We start from the raw sequence: 16,973 nt of genomic DNA on the forward strand, positions 1-16,973 counted from the left end.
AGATTCCTTTCGGAATCTGCCCTTTTTTCATGCGCTAATTGATGTCATTCGGGTGCGACCCACCACGGGCCCCACGCTCCAGATTATCGATGGCCACCATCTCCTCCGCCGTGAGCTCGAAATCCAGAACCGCGAAGTTCTCCTCCATCCGCGCCCGGCTCACCGTCTTCGGGAACACGATGAACCCATGCTGAATATGCCAGCGGATAACCACCTGGGCCAGGGTCTTGCCGTGCTTCTGCGCAGCGGCGGCGATGGGAGCTTCCTTGGACAGATCGTATTTGCCCTGGCCGAGAGGTCCCCATGATTCAATCGCGATGCCCGCCGCTTTCGAGGCCTCCTGGATATCACGCTGCTGAAGAGCAGGATGTAATTCGATCTGGTTGACGGCGGGGACGATCGTTGTTTCGTCGATAAGCGCACTCAGGTGCTCAGGCAGAAAGTTGCACACGCCGATGGACCGCGACCGCTCACCCAGCTGCTCCAGGGCCTGCCAGGCCTGGATGAAGTTGTTGTTGCGCGGCGCGGGCCAATGCAGCAGAAACAGGTCCACATAATCCATGCCGAGTTTATCCAGGGACTCAGTGAAGGCAGCCTCCGCATCATCGAAACGGCTCGGCCACAACTTGGTGGTGACAAACAGCTTCTCCCGGGGGATGCCAGAGTTGGCGATGGCGCGACCCACACCCTCCTCATTGCCGTAGAAAGCCGCGGTATCAATGTGGCGATAACCAACCTCCAGAGCCTCACTGACCACCCGCTCAGTCTCCGCCGGATCCACCTTGAACACACCAAAACCCAACTGCGGAATGGTGTTCCCATCATTCAACCTCACCTGCGGGATGTCCGCCGGCTTCGTGGTCTGCCTCTTCCCACCCATCAGAGCCTGGAGCAGCTTGTCACGTTCCTCCTCGGGTGAACCGAAAAACTGGCCAATACCTACAATCGACATGACGTTGATCCTCTTATTCCTGATTGGTATACGAAAAACTACTGCGCCCACTCTATTCCGGAACCGGGGGCGGTGTGATCGCCGGTGGGGGCAGCTCTATGCTTGGAAACCATGAGTTATGACTTCGTCCTCTTCGAAACCGACGGCGACCCCGGCAACGCACGCATCTCCAAATCCCCCCTGACCGAGCGCATCGACTACGCCGAACCCGCCACCACCCCGGTCCTGGAATCCCTCGCAGCCGGCCTCGGTGACACCGTTCCCACTGGTATCGCCCTCGACGATGACGATCCGATCCAGCTCACCGGCGACCGCTGCCTCTACGTGGCCACCAACTACAACGACGCTGAAGCCACAGCGGCGTGGCTCACCGACGTGGCCATCGACTACGGCCTTGGACTCGCCGACATGAACTCCGATGCGATCTTGTTGTTCGGTGACGAGGACACCGACGCCGTGGTCCAGACCGACACTTTCTTCTCCCCCGGATTCTCTGCATACGGTCTCCCCCACCTGCTTCTCGAGGTCATGCGCCTCAAAGATTCCCGCGTCCCCTACCTCCGTGTCACCCGCGTAGCCAATGACGCCCACTTCATCCAGACCCTGTACCGCTCAGACGAGAAGAACTGGCTGGTGGAATACGGCTCAGGGGCAGATAACACGGCACAGGGCACCGCGGTTAAAACTCCAAAGGATGTGATCGGCTTGATCACCGGTTGGTTTGAGGGTGCTGCGGACTTCGGAGCTGGCCACGATTGGAAAGATGTGGCGGAGTAGACCAGAAGGGCCTTGTGCGAAGCCCTCTTTGCTCACAGGTGAACAAACCACCCCATTTCAAGCCTCAAACAGGGCGAAACACCCAACCTTGTTCATCTGCGAGCACCACCGGGCACCACCGGGCACCCAGACCCCAGAAGTTAGGAGGCAGGGAAAACCGAGGGGCCTTGTGCGAAACCCCCCTTTGCTCACAGGTGAACAAACCACCCCATTCCAGGCCTCAAACAGGGCGAAACACCCAACCTTGTTCATCTGCGAGCACCACCGAGCAGCCAGGCCCCAGCACCCCGAAGACTCACAAAGCACAAGAAACTGCCCGCCTCCCTCAACCAGGTTGAGAGTGACGGGCAGTGACAGCACTGTGAAGTGACTTATGCGTCGACAGACTCGTTCTCGACGATGTTCACGACGCGACGGTTACGCTTGGTAGCGAACTCGACTGCACCGGTCTTCAGAGCGAAGAGGGTGTCGTCGCCACCGCGACCGACGTTCTCGCCCGGGTGGAACTTGGTGCCGCGCTGACGAACGAGGATCTCTCCTGCGTTCACCTGCTGGCCACCGAATCGCTTAACACCAAGGCGCTTGGCCTCAGAGTCACGACCGTTGCTGGAGCTGGATGCACCCTTCTTGGTTGCCATTCTGGATTCCCTCCTTCAAAGGAAATAAAGCCGACAGGCTTACTTGATTCCGGTGACCTTCAGGACGGTCAGCTTCTGACGGTGTCCCTGGCGCTTCTTGTAACCGGTCTTGTTCTTGTACTTCAGGATCTTGATCTTCGGGCCCTTGGCGTGCTCGACGATCTCGGTGTTGACGCTGACGGAAGCAAGCTTGTCAGCAGCGGTGGTTACATCGGCACCATCGACGAGCAGAACCGGGGTGAGAGCTACGGAGGCACCCGGCTCACCCTCGATCTTCTCGACCTTTACGAGGTCGCCTTCGGCAACCTTGTACTGCTTTCCGCCGGTCTTGACGATCGCATACATAGAGGGCTACCCCTTATCTGATTCTCGGCTCAGGCTTCCCCCTGTTCGGGGAGCGCCTGATGGGACTTACGTTTACAATTGCGTTTTGGGCATGCATGAGCCAAACAAGGGCACGATGTCACGCACTCATTCGCCGTGAAATGGGCTAATGGGCATTGACGTACATAGCCTAAAACAGCGACTGTCCAAGACTACCCCTAAACGCGGCTCAAATACAAACCGCGCTCATGCCCTATCCACGCTGGGGTTTACGGCTCACCCTGCGTCGACGACCACCGACATTACGGGGAGCAGAATCCGGTTGTGTCTCCGGTTGTTTCTCCTCGAGTGGCTGAGGAGAGGACTGAGCAGAGGGCTGCGCAACAGGCTGTGCGAGTGCATCACTTGAGACACGAACAGCGCGGCGGCGGCGACGACGACTATCGCTTTGCGATGCCTCCCGCACCTCTTCCTCACCCTTGATGTCGGGCTGAGGGGTGGTGGGGGTTGCGTCGTCAAGCGCTTCGATCAGGCCACTCGACCTGCGCACGGCGCGGCGGCGGCCACGTCCTGGGCGCGTTGCGGGGGCGCTGGCTGCGACCTCGCTCGGACGGTTGCGGCGTGGCTCCTCCACCACATCGTCTTCAACGGCTTCCTGGATAACCTCTTCGACCAGGGGCGCTGGGCGCTGACTCCGTCCGCGACCGCGGCTGCGGCGACGTGGCTTCTCTGAGGCCTGCACCTTCTCAACCTCATCCACTTCCTCAACCGGGATCGGCTCGACCTCGTGGCGTGCTGGTTCGGACTTGAAGTCCTCCGGCTTCGGCGCGTGATCAGAACGGGAGTTACCACGGGTGGCGCGGCGACGACGCGGGCTGGCTTCGAATACTGCGCGTGCCTGCTCATAGGTGCTGTCCGTGGACGGGGCCAGGGTGTCCGACTCCACTGCATCAGCTACATAATCAGAACCCGACGGCTCATCAGGATCCTCGGTGTTGGCGATGTCCACAGCAGCAGCGGCAATCGCGGCGATATCATCAGCCCCGCCGGCAACCTCTGGCTGACGGCCCCGGCGCCTGCGTGCACGACGGCGTGGGCCCTCCTCCGGCTCCACGGTGGAGATGACCTGCTCGGTGCCAATCGTCTCGTCGAAGGATTCTGACTCGTCGACAGAATCATCCGTGATGATCACCGATGCGGCGAGATCCTCGAATTCCTTGTCCATGTCGCGGTCTTCGTCATCAACGAGGTCCTGCATGGCCACCACCATGGGGTGCTGGGCCGGATTGCGTTCAGGTCTCTGGGTGGACTCCTCCTGCTGGCGCTTGTGCCGGTTGGATCGCTCCTCTGCCTTGGCCTCCACGCGCTCATCAACGGTGTCCACGGGATCCTGATGGATCACCAGTCCGCGGCCTTCACAGTGCTCACATTCGCTGGAGAAGGTCTCCAGCAGTCCGGCACCGATGCGCTTGCGGGTCATCTGAACCAGGCCGAGGGAGGTGACCTCCGAAACCTGGTGGCGGGTGCGGTCGTTTTCCAGTGCCTCAGTGAGGCGACGCAGTACCAGTTCCTGGTTCTCGGGCAGGACCATGTCGATGAAGTCGACCACGATCATGCCGCCGATGTCACGCAGGCGCATCTGGCGGACGATCTCTTCGGCGGCCTCAATATTGTTGAGGGTGACGGTCTCCTCGAGGTTGCCCACGCCCTTGCCGGTGTAGCGGCCGGTGTTGACGTCGATGACGGTCATGGCCTCGGTTTTGTCCACGATCAGCGAACCACCCGACGGCAGGTTCACCTTGCGCGACATCGCCTCATCCAGCTGGGCGTTGAGTCCGAAGGCCTCGAATGCATCCTTGCCGTCATAATCAGCACGCTCGAAGTGTTCGACGCGGCTGACCAGGTCAGGGGCCACCGACTGGATATAGGCACGCACGGTGTTCCAGGCGCGGTCGCCGTCCACGATCAGGGAGGTGAAGTCTTCGTTGAAGAGGTCACGGATGACCTTGACCAGCATGTCCGGCTCTTCGTACATGGTGACCGGCTTGGCGTTGCGGGACTTCTTCTCCTGCCTGGTGCGATCCTGGATCTGCTCCCAGAGGGTGTGCAGACGGTTCACATCAGCGGCGATGTTCTCCTCCGAGACGCCTTCCGCGGCGGTGCGGATGATGGTGCCGCCGTGTGGTGGCACGACGCGTCCGAGGATCTCCTTCAAACGCTTGCGCTCCGGCCCGGGTAGTTTCCGGGAGATACCGGCGCTGCGGCCACCGGGGACGTACACCAGGTAGCGGCCGGCCAGGGAGATCTGGGTGGTCAGACGCGCACCCTTGTGCCCGAGTGGGTCCTTGGTCACCTGGACCAGCACCTTGTCACCGGATCTCAAGGCCTGCTCAATGCGGCGGCCACGACCGCCCAGACCTGCGGCCTTCCAGTCAACCTCACCGGCGTAGAGCACACCGTTGCGCCCCTTGCCGATGTCAATGAAGGCGGCTTCCATGCTCGGCAGCACGTTCTGCACGCGTCCGAGGTAGATGTTGCCCACCATCGACGACTGTGAATCAGAGGTGACGAACTGCTCCACCAGCAGGTCATCCTCCAGCACACCCACCTGGGTGACCAGGCCGGCGTTGTCATGGCGGTGACGCTCGCGCACGATCATGCGGCGTTCCATGGATTCGCGGCGCTCGATGAACTCACGGGTGCTCACCACGTGGCGCTTCTTGTTGCGCCCCTCCTCGCGCAGCTCCGTGCGGCGGCGGCGCTGCGCCTCCAGACGCGTGGATCCCTTGATGCCCACGGGCTCGTCAACCACCTCGGGTTCCGGGGCCTCAACGATGCTTGTCGACGCCTCCTCTTCCGCACCCTGCTGAACAGCGTCCGTGCCCTTGCCACGTCCGGTACCGCGACGACCACGGCGCTTCCGCGCCGCGCGCTCCTGCACCTGGGGATCCTCGGTCTGGTGGATGTCCTCGGTGGGGGTGAACTCCGGTGCCACGAAGATCGGTGCGTACACCGGTGTCTCCGCGGGTGGCGGGGTGATGTCGGGGATGATGTCCTCGAGCAGTTCAGCGTGCGCCTCAGCCTCGGCGGCGGCAACCAGGTCAACGGGTTCCGGCTGTGACTGTTCAGCATCGGTGGATTCAGCTAACTCAGCGAGTTCGCGGTCAACCTTTTCCTCGATCTGCTGGATCTCATTGGCCACGTTCTTCTCCACCCGGCGACGGATGCCTTCGTCCCCGGCTGGTTCCTGCTCCTGCGGCTGGGGGGTGGATTCAGCAACCTCCGCGAGTTCCCGATCGATCTTCTCTTCGATCTGCTGGATCTCATTGGCCACGTTCTTCTCCACCCGGCGACGGATCTTCTCCACCGGTGCCACTTCAGGAACCAGCTCATCGGGAGCTTCCTGGGCAGGCTTGGCCAGGGTATCGAGCAGCCTGGTCGCCTCATCCCGGCTCAGAGTGGACTGGGCGACCTTGACCAGTCCGATGGAATCCAGTGCCAGCACCAGATCCTTGGACATCAGTCCCAGCTGTTTGGCCAGGTGGTGCACACGGGTCTTCTCCCCCAGCTGTGCACGATCAAAATCCGCAGCCAGAACAGCCGACGGGGATACTTCCGCATCCGATGGGGTGGTAGAAGCCTTTTTCTTAACCAAGGCGTACTCCTATTTTCTTATCTCGTGATCGCACTCGCTACTCCCGGGCGCTGGCAGGTGACCTTATTCAATGCAATCCGCGGTCTTCCACTGCCGCCGCCACACAGGTGGTGGTGCGATCTTTATCGTCTATGTACAAGTTTTCAAAAATGTTCGGGCAGTTTTCCAACAACCCATGCGCACCATTGTTCCACATCCACAACGTCAGGCGCGTATCCCACCACACAATCCGCCGGGGTACGATCCGAACCCATGGGAGAAATTGAGAGACGTGCCGGGATGGAACCCACACCCCTGTGGAAGTACATCCCCAGCGCGGCCCTGTTATCCATCGGCCTGATCTTCTGGGATATCCAGATGGTGCTCAGCATCGCGCTGATGGCAATTGGCATCGTTTCCCTGGCCATCCCCACCCAGAACTACCCGAAGGACATTGATTCCTGGAAGATCGCACCGTTCACACAGGCGGATAAGAACTATGCGGTGATGCATACGGTGATCCCCGCCGCGACCTTCGGGGGAAATATCCTTATCGACGATTCTTCACTGGGCCTTCCACCCCTGGTGTCCTCGATTGCGTTTGGCGTGACATTCGGGGTCTCCACTGTATTCGCCGCCACCAGAACCACCGCGGTATACCGCCGTAAAACCCGCGAACACATCGAGCTGATCCTCCGCAACTCCTCCCTGGATGAGGTCACCACCTCGAACCTGGACGCATTGGACCACCCCGAACCACGGATACTGGGCAGAGCACTCCTGGCCCATGGTGCCATTGATGGCACACGCGTGATGGCCCGCCAGCTGGCTAAGGTTCTGGACTGGAGTGTGGAGCAGGTTCACGAGGTGGCCAGCCCCCTGGATAAGCGTGGGATCACGAGTCGTTCCACCATCATGTCAGGTGGGGATCCCACAAAGATCTATGTGGAACTGACCGAAAAAGGTGTGGTGCTGTTGAGAGAACTGCACCGCGGACGCTAAGTTGTAGATACATCAACAAGTTTTGTGACTATACTTGAGGCAACGTTCTGACATCCTCAGCCCAGGAGCCACATTCATGTCCAATCTTGATCCCCACCCTGATGAATATGACCTGCCCAGCACACAGCCCGGCACTCCGATGAACCCACAGTGTGAAGGTGGCGCCGATGTGGAGATCATCACCGCACGCGAAGTTCCCCTCGGTGGACCGCGCGCCATGACGGTTTACCGCACGCTCCCCCAGCGTCAACGCACCCTCATCGGAGCCTGGTGCTTCGTGGATCATTATGGCCCCGATGATGTCTCTGAGACCGGCGGAATGGATGTGCCACCCCACCCCCACACCGGCCTACAGACAGTCACCTGGCTTTTCGAGGGCGAGGTCACCCACCACGATTCCGGTGGCAACCACGCGGTGGTCCTGCCCGGCGAAGTCAACCTCATGACCGCCGGCGCAGGCATTTGTCATTCTGAGGTCTCAGCCACGCCAGTCACCACCCTCCACGGTGTGCAGCTGTGGACCGTCCTACCGGATAAGGACCGCAACGGTCCACGCCGATTCGACCACTACGCTCCATCGCAGATCACCGTCGAGGGTGGCACGGCGCGGGTTTTCCTGGGCGATCTATTGGGTGAATCTTCCCCTGTCACCACTTTCACCCCGTTGATCGGTGCGGAGCTGCATGTGAACCCCGGTGAAACCATGTCCCTGGAGGTCAACCCCGATCATGAGCACGGTCTTCTCGTGGATTCCGGCGACATTCAGCTGGAGTGCGTCACCGTGGCCCCGCGCGAACTCGCCTACACCGGTGTGGGTGAAACGGTGCTACGGATCCGCAACACCGGCGACACCCCGGCACTGGTATTACTCATCGGTGGGGAACCCTTCACCGAGGACATCGTGATGTGGTGGAACTTCATCGGACGCAACCACGACGAGATTGAGCAGTTCCGTGCCGAATGGGAATCAGAGGATGAGCGCTTCGGCACCACCCATGGATATATCAGCCACCACACTGATGGACTTCACCGCCTACCCGCTCCGAAACTGCCCAACGCCTCCATCAAGGCGAGGGTGAATCCGGACCCAACCGCACGACCAGATTTAAGGATTGATTAAATGCGCTCCCAGCACGGACCGTACATCGATAAGTTCTACCCCGAGCCCTATAAGCAGTTGGTGGAGGTATCCAAGACCTTGAAGAAGATCTACCCCGAGGTGGATCTCCCGGAATCCCTCATTGAGCTGATAAGCGTGCGGGTCTCCCAGATCAACGGCTGTGGCACCTGCCTGAGCATCCATGTACCCGCCGCACGCCGGGCCGGTGTACCCGAGAAGAAGCTCGACGCGCTGCCGGCCTGGCGGATGGTGGATGAATACACCGCCGAGGAGAAGGCCGCCCTGCAATTGGCCGAATCGCTGACCCTCCTGGACCGCAATGAAGGCCATCTGGCGGCACGTACCGCCTGCAGTGTCTTCGCCGAGGAACAGGTGGCAGCCTTGGAGTGGGCGATCATCATGATCAATGCCTTCAACCGGGTGTCCATCGCCAGTGGTCACCCGCTGCTTTAAGGGATAAAAAATGCACCCACTGTCCAAGGGGGACGGCGGGTGCAGTTTTTTGTGTTTTACAGGTTCGGGAACCAGATGGAGATCTCGCGCTCAGCGGACTCAGGGGAGTCGGAGCCGTGGACCACGTTCTCGCCGACGGTCAGAGCGAAGTCGCCGCGGATGGTGCCCGGGGTGGCCTTGGACACTGGATCGGTGCCACCGGCCAGCTGACGCCATGCATCGATGGCGCGCTCGCCTTCGACGATTCCGGCGATCAGTGGTGCGGAGGTGATGAACTCGACGAGCTCACCGAAGAACGGCTTGTCGGAGTGCTCCTCGTAGTGCTTCTCAGCGGTCTCGCGGTCAGCGACGCGGAGATCCAGAGCGGCGAGCTTGAGGCCCTTGCGCTCGATGCGGGCGATGATTTCGCCGACGTGGCCGTTGGTGACGCCGTCTGGCTTGATGAGGATGAGAGTACGTTCAGTCATGTTCGCAGATTCTACCCAACGGGTCCCGTCTTGTCGCAACGAGGTCGGGGATTGTGGCCTAGAGCTTACGAACAGCCTCCGCCACAGACTCCGCCGAGGCTCCCCTGCTCCACAGTTGGGCCTGACGGATGGCAGCGCTGTCCTGCCCCTGACTTTTCAGTTCCTGCAGCTGATTCACCTGGTCGGCGGTGAACACAACAGGCTGGTCCACGGTCAGTCCGGCGGCGCGGGAACGCATCCCCAGCACCAGGGCAACAGCAGCAACCGCGATGGCCAGGATGGGGACGATCACGGGCGAACCGGCGATCCGGGTGATCACCGCGACCACGCAGAACAGCGCTGCAAGTGAGAAAGCCAGATTGGTCATGGGGTTCTTCATACCCAGCAGATTACGGCGACCGGTGAAACTTTTCCATACAGTGGGGCGCACCACACCATCAAGAGAGGACAAGACCATGACTCTGGTTGATAAGAAGGACAATGAGGTCCGTGTCAGTAGGAACGAGGCCGACAGCCGCTACGAGATCACCTATGCGGACAATGACAAAGTGGTCGGGTTCGCCGACTACCTGATCAATGACAATGACCGCATCTTCTTCCACACCAAGGTGGATGATAATTACGGTGGGCGTGGCCTGGCCTCCATCCTCATCGCCGAGGCGCTCGAGGACACCTTCCCCTCCGGGCAGGTTGTGGTGGGTCTGTGCCCCTTCGTCCACAGTCATGTGGAGAAGAAGGGCTATGACGGTGCTTACCGCGCCGGCACCGAGGATGACAAGGCTTTTGTCAAGGAGATGCAGCGCTAGCCCTCAAAGGCGCAAGCACAAACCCCGGCGCACCGAAGTGGTGCGCCGGGGTTGGGCGTCGTCAAGCAAAAAAGACTAGGTGTGCTGGGTGGGCAGCAGACCGCGCTTCATGCGTTCCATCATGTTTTTACGCAGGTAGAACAGGTAGACCCAGACCAGGATGAAGATCACGGCCACAATGCCCATGGAATAGTGGATGAACACACCGGCCAGGGCGAACACCTGCAGGGCAATGTTGAGGGGGATCGCCCAGCTGAAACGCTGGAGGAAGGCCGCCAGGAGCATGGCCACCGCAACGGCGGTCACGTACACCCAGTTGAAGGTCGTCCAGTAGGCGCCGTTATCTACCCGCAGGATCACCGTGAGCACGAGCCCCATGGTGATGGCCTCCATGACCAGGGTGCCAGCCATCACACCGCGGATACCCTTCATGGGATCCTTGAGGGGTTCATGGCCGGGGCCAAGTGGTCCGTAGTCCGCTGTTTCTTCGCGCATTCTTATGCAGGGTCCTTTCCGAACAGGGTGCGTGCATCGCCGGCGGTGACGATGGAACCGGTGATGACCACGCCTGAACCTGACTGGACATCGGTGTCCTCAGCCAATTCGATGGCCAGCTCCACAGCACCGGGCAGTGTATCGGTGACGTGCACGCGCTCATCGCCGTAGATCCCCCGAGCGTATTCGGCCAATTCATACGCGTCCAATGCACGCTCCGAGGTGGTCTGGGTGCACACCACCTCGTGGAGGTAGGGTTCAAGGCTTTCCAAGATGCCACGGGCATCCTTGTCCCCCAGCACGCCGATCACGCCGATGAGACGACGGAAATCGAAGTCGCGGTCAAGTGCCGCACCCAGCGCCGCGGCGCCGTGGGGGTTGTGGGCTGCATCGATGAACACCGTCGGGGCGGAACGCAGGCGCTCCAGCCGGCCTGGGGATTCCACCTGCGCAAATCCCTGGCGGACGGTGTCCATGTCCAGGGGGCGGTCGGCGGAAGCACCGAAGAAGGCCTCCACCGCGGCCAGCGCGGTAGCGGCGTTATCAGCCTGGTGAGCACCAGACAGCGGCAGGAAGATATCGGCGTATTCGCCACCCAGACCACGCAGGGTGAGCTGCTGACCACCGACGGCGATGGTGGAATCCACCACACCGAACTCCATGCCCAGGCGCGCCACCGCGGCCTCGGAGGCGGCAGCCTGCTCCAGGATGACCTTCATGGCCTCCGGGTCCTGCTTGCCCACGATGACCACGTTCTCCTGTGGGGCCAGGACATCATCGGTGACCGGGCGGGCCTTGATGATGCCTGCCTTCTCGCCGGCGATCTCACCGATGGTGTTGCCCAGGCGGTCGGTGTGATCCATTCCCACCGGGGTGATCACCGCGACCTGGGCGTTGATCACATTGGTGGCATCCCAGCGTCCGCCGAGACCAACCTCGACCACACCCACGTCAACCGGGGCATCGGCGAAAGCCGCATACGCGAGGGTGACCAGGGCTTCGAATTTGCTCATGCGGGGGCCACCCTCGGACAGGGACTGGGCGTCCGCCATCTCAATATACGGTTTGACCTCGTTGTAGATGCGCACGAAATCACGCGGGTGGATCGGCTTGCCGTCGATGGCGATACGCTCGGTGACCAACTGCAGGTGGGGGCTGGTTGTGCGACCGGTACGACGGTGAAAAGCGCGCAGCAACGACTCCACCATGCGGGTGGTGGAGGTCTTGCCGTTGGTGCCCGCGATGTGGATCGAGGCGAAAGTGTCCTGGGGGTTACCCATCAGGTCCATGACATGGGACATCCGCTTGAAGGTCGGGTCGATCTGGGTCTCCAGCCAGCGGCCATCAAGTTCCGCCTCGACGATCGCCAGGTTGACCAGATCCTCCGCGGTGATCTCCAGGGAGGCTGGGGTTTCGCGTGCTTCCTCAAGGTCATCGCCGAGATCGAGCGGCAGGGACAGCCCCGCCTCATTGAGCGTCACATCTCCGAAATCTCCGACTTCACGCTCATCGTGTGTTGCCACTAACCCAGTTCCTCCAGTCGCTTGTTAATACGTTCAACTTCTTCATGTGCCACCTGCTGGCGGCCACGGATCTTCTCCACCACGGCATCGGGGGCCTTGGCCAGGAATGCCTCATTACCCAGCTTCTTCGCCGTGGTCTCGAGTTCCTTCTCTGCGGTGGCCAGGTCCTTCTCCAGACGCTTGCGTTCAGCGGCCACATCCACCGTGCCGGAGGTATCCAGTTCCACGGTGATTGTAGCGGTGCTGAGACGAATCTCCAGGCTTGCGGATGCTTCGAAGTCCGCGGCTGGTTCCTCAATCCGGACCAGTGCGCGAACTGCACCTTCCAGGTCGGTGAGGTCACAGGCAGTAAAGTCCAGGCGGGCCGGAACCTTCTGGGAGGGCTTGACACCCTGATCGGAACGGAAGCGTCGGATCTCGGTGACAAGCTTTTCGACGTCCGCGATGCGCCTTGCCGCATCCGCGTCCACGGCGGCCCCACCGTTGGTGTCCTCCTGGGTCGGCCAGGAGGAGATGACGATGGATTCGCCATCGGTCAGTGCCTGCCAGAGCACCTCGGTGACGAACGGCATGGCCGGGTGCAGCAGGCGCAGCAGGGCATCCAGCACATGGCCGAGCACCTGCTGGGTGTTGCGTCCCTGTTCGGTCTCGCCTTCACGTGGGATCTGGACCTTGGCGATCTCCAGGTACCAGTCACAGAACTCATTCCACGCGAAGTGGTAGAGCTCCTCATTGGCCTTGGCGAACTGGTAGTTATCCAGGTACGCGTCAACATGTCCACGGACCTCTTCCAGGCGGTCGAGGATCCAGCGGTCGGCATCGGTGAGGTCCTCGCGTGCCGGCAGGCCCTGGGAGACAGCGCCGTTCATGAGCGCGAAGCGCGTGGCGTTGAACAGCTTGGTGGCGAAGTTACGCGAGCTCTGAGCGGAATCCTCACCAACGGGAAGGTCAACACCGGGGTTGGCGCCACGAGCCAGGGTGAAGCGCAGGGCATCCGCACCATAATTCTCGACCCAGTCCATCGGATCAATGCCGTTGCCCAGGGACTTGGACATCTTGCGGCCGTGCTCATCACGAACCAGGCCGTGAAGGAAGAGATCAGTGAAAGGAACCTGTGGGCGACCATCGGTGCCCTCGCCCAGCAGTTCAGGGGTCTGCTTGGCTGCGAAGGTGCCGAACATCATCATCCGCGCAACCCAGAAGAACAGGATGTCATAGGCAGTGACCAGCACGGAGGTGGGATAGAACTTGGACAGCTCCGGGGTCGTGTCCGGCCAGCCCATCGTGGAAAATGGCCACAGTGCAGAGGAGAACCAGGTATCCAGAACATCCGGATCCTGGGTGTAGCCCTCCGGTGCCTGCTCATCAGGTCCAACGCAGATGACATCGCCGTCTGGTCCGTACCAGATCGGGATGCGGTGGCCCCACCACAGCTGGCGTGAGATGCACCAGTCATGCATGTCATCAACCCAGTCAAAGTAGCGGGGCTCCAGGGACTTCGGGTGGATGGTGGTGTCACCTGTGCGGACGGCGTCGCCGGACATCTTCGCCAGCTCTTCGACCTTGACCCACCACTGCAGGGACAGGCGCGGTTCGATGGCTTCGCCGGAACGCTCGGAGTGGCCGACCGAGTGGATATACGGGCGGACCTCCTTAACAATGCGACCCTGCTCAGCCAGTGCCTCGCGGACCTGGATGCGTGCCTCTTCGCGGGTCAGGCCATCGAACTGGGTGCCGGTATCAGCGATGCGACCGGTCTTGTCCATGATGGTGGGCATGTCCAGGTTGTGGCGCAGGCCCAGGGCGTAGTCATTCGGATCGTGTGCCGGGGTGATCTTCACCGCGCCGGAACCGAACTCAGGATCCACATAATCATCGGCGACGATCTTCAAGGTGAGGTCATCGCGGAAAGGGTGCGGCAGGGTGGTTCCCACCAGGTGTCGGTAGCGTTCATCGTCTGGGTGGACGGCCACAGCGACGTCACCGAGCATGGTTTCCACACGGGTGGTGGCAACCACGAGGTGTGGCTCATCATCGTTGAGGGAGCCATAACGGATGGAGACGAGCTCGCCTTCCACATCCTTGTACACCACCTCAATGTCAGAAACAGCGGTTTCCAGCACCGGGGACCAGTTGACCAGGCGGTTGGCCTGGTAGATCATGCCGGAATCATAGAGCTGCTTGAAGATGGTCTGCACAGCACGGGACAGGCCCTCATCCAGGGTGAAGCGCTCACGGGACCAGTCGACGGAATCACCGATGGCGCGCATCTGATCGCCGATCTTGCCGCCGTATTCCTTCTTCCACTCCCAGACCTTCTCAATGAACTCCTCGCGGGAGAAGTCATAGCGGGATTTGCCCTCGGTCTCCTTGAGCATCGCCTCAACCCGGGTCTGGGTGGCGATACCCGCGTGGTCCATTCCTGGCAGCCACAGAACTTCAAAGCCCTGCATGCGCTTGCGCCGAGCCAGACCATCCATCAGGGTGTGGTCGAGTGCATGGCCCATGTGCAGCTGGCCGGTCACATTCGGAGGTGGCAGAACAATGGAGTAGCCAGGCTTCTCACTAGCTGGATCGGCGGTGAAATAACCGGCATCCACCCAACCCTGGTAGAGATCCGCCTCTACAGACTTGGGATCCCAGGATTTAGGCAGCTTGTCTGCGCGGTTCTGGCTTGAGTTCTCATTATTCTGGTCAGTCACGCAGACCATCATAACCCCTGGGGTGCTGCTTGCTATATGCAGGTGTTTCTGTGCTTTTGTGATCTGCTGCAGCTGGGCTGGCTACCGGTTAGGGTCATCCCATGGCTATATATCTGTATGCGGGTGCCATGGCATGGGTGGTGGGCGTCCTCCTGGCGGTGATTAGTAGCCGGCAGTTGATCAAGGCCAACCCTGACCGGGGTCTCCCCCACTTCTACGGCCGCGCACACCAGGATCCTGTTCGCAGCCGTGCCCTCCGGGCAGGGGCATTTATCTTCCTCTATTTGTCCGCCTTCGCCTTTAGGGATGTGTGGGGTTATTACGCCATCGTGTTGATGATCCTCGGGTTCCTACCTGGTGTCATCATGATTTTCCGGCACAACAATCGGATTCGGGTGTAGCTCACCTGGGGCAAAGCACCCCAATTTTTGGGTCAGTTTGCCAGATACCACATCAACTCTTTCATTAGCCTGCACAAGCTGAAAATACTGCTAGGGTCAGAAACATGCGTTTTGGGATCGACGTCGGAACGACGCGCACAATTGCGGCCGTAGTCGACCGCGGAAACTATCCAGTTGTGACCGTGGAGGACTACCTCGGCGATGCACAGGAATATATCCCCTCAGTGGTGGCACTGGACGGGGATCGCCTTGTTGCCGGTTGGGAGGCAATGAAGCTGGGACCGGATGACCCGAGCCTGGTTCGCTCCTTCAAGCGGATCATGTCGGATCAGTCCGTCACCGCTGCCACCCCGGTTCTCCTCGGCGATGTCACGCGCCCGCTCGGTGAGGTATTACGTGCCTACGCCGACACCGTGGTTACAGCGCTGCGAGCTTTCCAGAGCAGCATCAAGGACACCACCCCCATCGAGGTCGTGCTGGGCATCCCCGCTAACGCGCACTCCGCGCAGCGTCTGCTCACTCTGTCTGCCTTCAGCGAAGCCGGCGTGAAGGTCCTCGGTCTGATCAATGAGCCCAGCGCCGCGGCCTTTGAATACACCCACCGCCACGCCCAGACCCTGAACTCCAAGCGCTCCCACATCCTCATCTACGACCTGGGCGGTGGGACCTTCGATTCCTCCCTGATCCGCGTGGACGGCAAAGACCACAAGGTCATCGGATCTGTGGGCATCTCCCACCTCGGTGGCGATGACTTTGATGAGCTGCTTGCAGGGTGCGCCCTCAACATTGCAGGTAGGCACGACGATGCCTTTGGCGCGCGCGCCAAAAAATCGCTTATCGACGAAGCCCGGACCGCCAAGGAAGCACTTGTCCCGCAGTCCCGTCGACTTGTCGTGGAAGTAGCCAACAAGGACGTCACCGTTCCGGTTGCTGATTTCTACGATGCGGCCACCCCTTTGATCCAGCAGTCACTGGATGTGATGTCCCCGCTCATCGGTGCAGATGATCTCAGTGACTCCGAGGTTGCGGGAATCTACCTCGTCGGCGGCGCCTCCGCCCTGCCCCTGGTGCCCCGCATGCTGCGTGAGCGTTTCGGTCGCAGGGTTCACCGGTCCCCTTTCCCAGGCGGATCCACCGCCGTGGGGCTGGCCATCGCCGCAGATCCCACCTCAGGGTTCCATCTGCAGGAACGAATCGCCCGCGGTATCGGCGTGTTCCGTGAATTCGATTCCGGCCATGCCGTAAGTTTTGATCCCCTGATCACCCCGGATACCGCTGACCGTGATGTGGTGATCACCCGCCGCTACCGTGCCGCGCACAATGTGGGTTGGTTCCGCTTCGTTGAATACACCAGCCTCAATGCTGATGGCAGCCCGGGGGATATCTCACTGATCAGTGAGGTCAAGGTTCCGTTTGATCCAGCCATCACTGACGTCGATTCCGCTGAGATCAAGCCGTTCCATGGCCCCGAGGTTTCTGAAACCCTCACCATTGACAGTGACGGCATCGCTTCCGTGCGCATCGAGGTCGATGGCGGCGTGAGCATTAATCACGTCATCTAAGCCTGGATCCGCCGATGGTCCTTCGGTGATCAATTGATCTCGGAGTCGGGCACCGTCGAGGATTTCGGGCAAGAGTGATCCCCAGATCACCTCGTCGTCTGGTGTTCCACGAATTGA

At 60.7% G+C, this 16,973-nt stretch carries 16 protein-coding genes; 7 read left to right on the forward strand and 9 right to left on the reverse strand.

The window, feature by feature from the left end:
* Positions 1 to 34 precede the first annotated feature (34 nt).
* A complete protein-coding gene (locus CFAEC_RS10260) occupies positions 35 to 952 on the reverse strand; it encodes an aldo/keto reductase (RefSeq protein ID WP_290276576.1) in 918 nt (305 codons plus the stop codon).
* Between the two features lie 111 nt (positions 953 to 1,063).
* Here CFAEC_RS10260 and CFAEC_RS10265 point away from each other — a divergent pair, with 111 nt between their 5' ends.
* Entirely contained in the window at positions 1,064 to 1,729 is a 666-nt protein-coding gene (locus CFAEC_RS10265) for a hypothetical protein (RefSeq protein ID WP_290276578.1), read from the forward strand.
* A gap of 371 nt (positions 1,730 to 2,100) precedes the next feature.
* Here CFAEC_RS10265 and rpmA read toward each other — a convergent pair whose 3' ends face one another.
* The 3 genes from rpmA to CFAEC_RS10280 all read right to left on the reverse strand — a co-directional run bounded on the left by rpmA (position 2,101) and on the right by CFAEC_RS10280 (position 6,346).
* Entirely contained in the window at positions 2,101 to 2,367 is a 267-nt protein-coding gene (rpmA, locus tag CFAEC_RS10270; protein ID WP_290276580.1) for a 50S ribosomal protein L27, read from the reverse strand.
* A 39-nt stretch (positions 2,368 to 2,406) separates the two neighbouring features.
* Positions 2,407 to 2,712: a 50S ribosomal protein L21 gene (rplU, locus tag CFAEC_RS10275; RefSeq protein WP_290276582.1), complete on the reverse strand. Its 306-nt coding sequence runs from the start codon at positions 2,710 to 2,712 to the stop codon at positions 2,407 to 2,409.
* Positions 2,713 to 2,944: 232 nt separating this feature from the next.
* Complete coding sequence (locus tag CFAEC_RS10280) at positions 2,945 to 6,346, reverse strand: translation initiation factor IF-2 N-terminal domain-containing protein (protein ID WP_435384229.1); 3,402 nt, start codon at positions 6,344 to 6,346, stop codon at positions 2,945 to 2,947.
* 252 nt (positions 6,347 to 6,598) lie between these two features.
* Between CFAEC_RS10280 and CFAEC_RS10285 the strand changes: the two genes are divergently transcribed.
* The 3 genes from CFAEC_RS10285 to CFAEC_RS10295 all read left to right on the forward strand — a co-directional run bounded on the left by CFAEC_RS10285 (position 6,599) and on the right by CFAEC_RS10295 (position 8,900).
* Positions 6,599 to 7,327, forward strand: a complete 729-nt coding sequence (locus tag CFAEC_RS10285) for a hypothetical protein (protein ID WP_290276584.1) — start codon at positions 6,599 to 6,601, stop codon at positions 7,325 to 7,327.
* Between the two features lie 76 nt (positions 7,328 to 7,403).
* Positions 7,404 to 8,447: a pirin family protein gene (locus tag CFAEC_RS10290; protein ID WP_290276587.1), complete on the forward strand. Its 1,044-nt coding sequence runs from the start codon at positions 7,404 to 7,406 to the stop codon at positions 8,445 to 8,447.
* The gene (locus CFAEC_RS10295; protein ID WP_290276590.1) at positions 8,448 to 8,900 is read left to right on the forward strand and encodes a carboxymuconolactone decarboxylase family protein; all 453 of its coding nucleotides are present in this window, start codon (positions 8,448 to 8,450) and stop codon (positions 8,898 to 8,900) included.
* A gap of 56 nt (positions 8,901 to 8,956) precedes the next feature.
* Here the strand turns inward: CFAEC_RS10295 and ndk are convergent, their stop codons facing one another.
* Together ndk and CFAEC_RS10305 are read right to left on the reverse strand one after the other, a co-directional pair.
* Positions 8,957 to 9,367: a nucleoside-diphosphate kinase gene (ndk, locus tag CFAEC_RS10300; RefSeq protein WP_290276592.1), complete on the reverse strand. Its 411-nt coding sequence runs from the start codon at positions 9,365 to 9,367 to the stop codon at positions 8,957 to 8,959.
* A gap of 58 nt (positions 9,368 to 9,425) precedes the next feature.
* Positions 9,426 to 9,818, reverse strand: coding sequence for a hypothetical protein (locus tag CFAEC_RS10305; protein WP_290276594.1), 393 nt, complete (start codon positions 9,816 to 9,818; stop codon positions 9,426 to 9,428).
* 4 nt (positions 9,819 to 9,822) lie between these two features.
* Between CFAEC_RS10305 and CFAEC_RS10310 the strand changes: the two genes are divergently transcribed.
* On the forward strand, positions 9,823 to 10,173 hold the full coding sequence (locus tag CFAEC_RS10310; RefSeq protein WP_290276596.1) for a GNAT family N-acetyltransferase: 351 nt from the start codon (positions 9,823 to 9,825) through the stop codon (positions 10,171 to 10,173).
* A 75-nt stretch (positions 10,174 to 10,248) separates the two neighbouring features.
* Here the strand turns inward: CFAEC_RS10310 and CFAEC_RS10315 are convergent, their stop codons facing one another.
* Genes CFAEC_RS10315 through CFAEC_RS10325 form a run of 3 tightly spaced genes read right to left on the reverse strand, consistent with a single transcriptional unit; the run spans position 10,249 to position 14,902 of the window.
* The gene (locus CFAEC_RS10315; RefSeq protein WP_290276598.1) at positions 10,249 to 10,668 is read right to left on the reverse strand and encodes a DUF4233 domain-containing protein; all 420 of its coding nucleotides are present in this window, start codon (positions 10,666 to 10,668) and stop codon (positions 10,249 to 10,251) included.
* Positions 10,669 to 10,670: 2 nt separating this feature from the next.
* On the reverse strand, positions 10,671 to 12,191 hold the full coding sequence (gene folC / locus CFAEC_RS10320) for a bifunctional tetrahydrofolate synthase/dihydrofolate synthase (protein WP_290276600.1): 1,521 nt from the start codon (positions 12,189 to 12,191) through the stop codon (positions 10,671 to 10,673).
* A complete protein-coding gene (locus CFAEC_RS10325) occupies positions 12,191 to 14,902 on the reverse strand; it encodes a valine--tRNA ligase (RefSeq protein WP_290279879.1) in 2,712 nt (903 codons plus the stop codon). Before CFAEC_RS10325 ends, folC begins: the two co-directional genes overlap by 1 nt.
* 92 nt (positions 14,903 to 14,994) lie before the next feature.
* On the opposite strand from CFAEC_RS10325, the gene CFAEC_RS10330 reads away from it, so the two are divergent.
* A complete protein-coding gene (locus CFAEC_RS10330; RefSeq protein ID WP_290276602.1) occupies positions 14,995 to 15,294 on the forward strand; it encodes a hypothetical protein in 300 nt (99 codons plus the stop codon).
* A gap of 104 nt (positions 15,295 to 15,398) precedes the next feature.
* The gene (locus CFAEC_RS10335; RefSeq protein ID WP_290276603.1) at positions 15,399 to 16,856 is read left to right on the forward strand and encodes an Hsp70 family protein; all 1,458 of its coding nucleotides are present in this window, start codon (positions 15,399 to 15,401) and stop codon (positions 16,854 to 16,856) included.
* Positions 16,857 to 16,973 lie beyond the last annotated feature (117 nt).

Source organism: Corynebacterium faecale, assembly GCF_030408735.1.
Classification (GTDB): domain Bacteria; phylum Actinomycetota; class Actinomycetes; order Mycobacteriales; family Mycobacteriaceae; genus Corynebacterium; species Corynebacterium faecale.

Bases quoted from the DNA above. Each gene is read 5' to 3' on its own strand.
- CFAEC_RS10260 (WP_290276576.1), bottom strand. From the start codon at position 952: ATGTCGATTGTAGGTATTGGCCAGTTTTTCGGTTCACCCGAGGAGGAA.
- CFAEC_RS10285 (WP_290276584.1), top strand. From the start codon at position 6,599: ATGGGAGAAATTGAGAGACGTGCCGGGATGGAACCCACACCCCTGTGG.
- CFAEC_RS10310 (WP_290276596.1), top strand. From the start codon at position 9,823: ATGACTCTGGTTGATAAGAAGGACAATGAGGTCCGTGTCAGTAGGAAC.
- CFAEC_RS10325 (WP_290279879.1), bottom strand. From the start codon at position 14,902: ATGGTCTGCGTGACTGACCAGAATAATGAGAACTCAAGCCAGAACCGC.
- CFAEC_RS10265 (WP_290276578.1), top strand. From the start codon at position 1,064: ATGAGTTATGACTTCGTCCTCTTCGAAACCGACGGCGACCCCGGCAAC.
- CFAEC_RS10315 (WP_290276598.1), bottom strand. From the start codon at position 10,668: ATGCGCGAAGAAACAGCGGACTACGGACCACTTGGCCCCGGCCATGAA.
- CFAEC_RS10335 (WP_290276603.1), top strand. From the start codon at position 15,399: ATGCGTTTTGGGATCGACGTCGGAACGACGCGCACAATTGCGGCCGTA.
- ndk (WP_290276592.1), bottom strand. From the start codon at position 9,367: ATGACTGAACGTACTCTCATCCTCATCAAGCCAGACGGCGTCACCAAC.
- rpmA (WP_290276580.1), bottom strand. From the start codon at position 2,367: ATGGCAACCAAGAAGGGTGCATCCAGCTCCAGCAACGGTCGTGACTCT.
- rplU (WP_290276582.1), bottom strand. From the start codon at position 2,712: ATGTATGCGATCGTCAAGACCGGCGGAAAGCAGTACAAGGTTGCCGAA.
- CFAEC_RS10290 (WP_290276587.1), top strand. From the start codon at position 7,404: ATGTCCAATCTTGATCCCCACCCTGATGAATATGACCTGCCCAGCACA.
- CFAEC_RS10330 (WP_290276602.1), top strand. From the start codon at position 14,995: ATGGCTATATATCTGTATGCGGGTGCCATGGCATGGGTGGTGGGCGTC.
- CFAEC_RS10295 (WP_290276590.1), top strand. From the start codon at position 8,448: ATGCGCTCCCAGCACGGACCGTACATCGATAAGTTCTACCCCGAGCCC.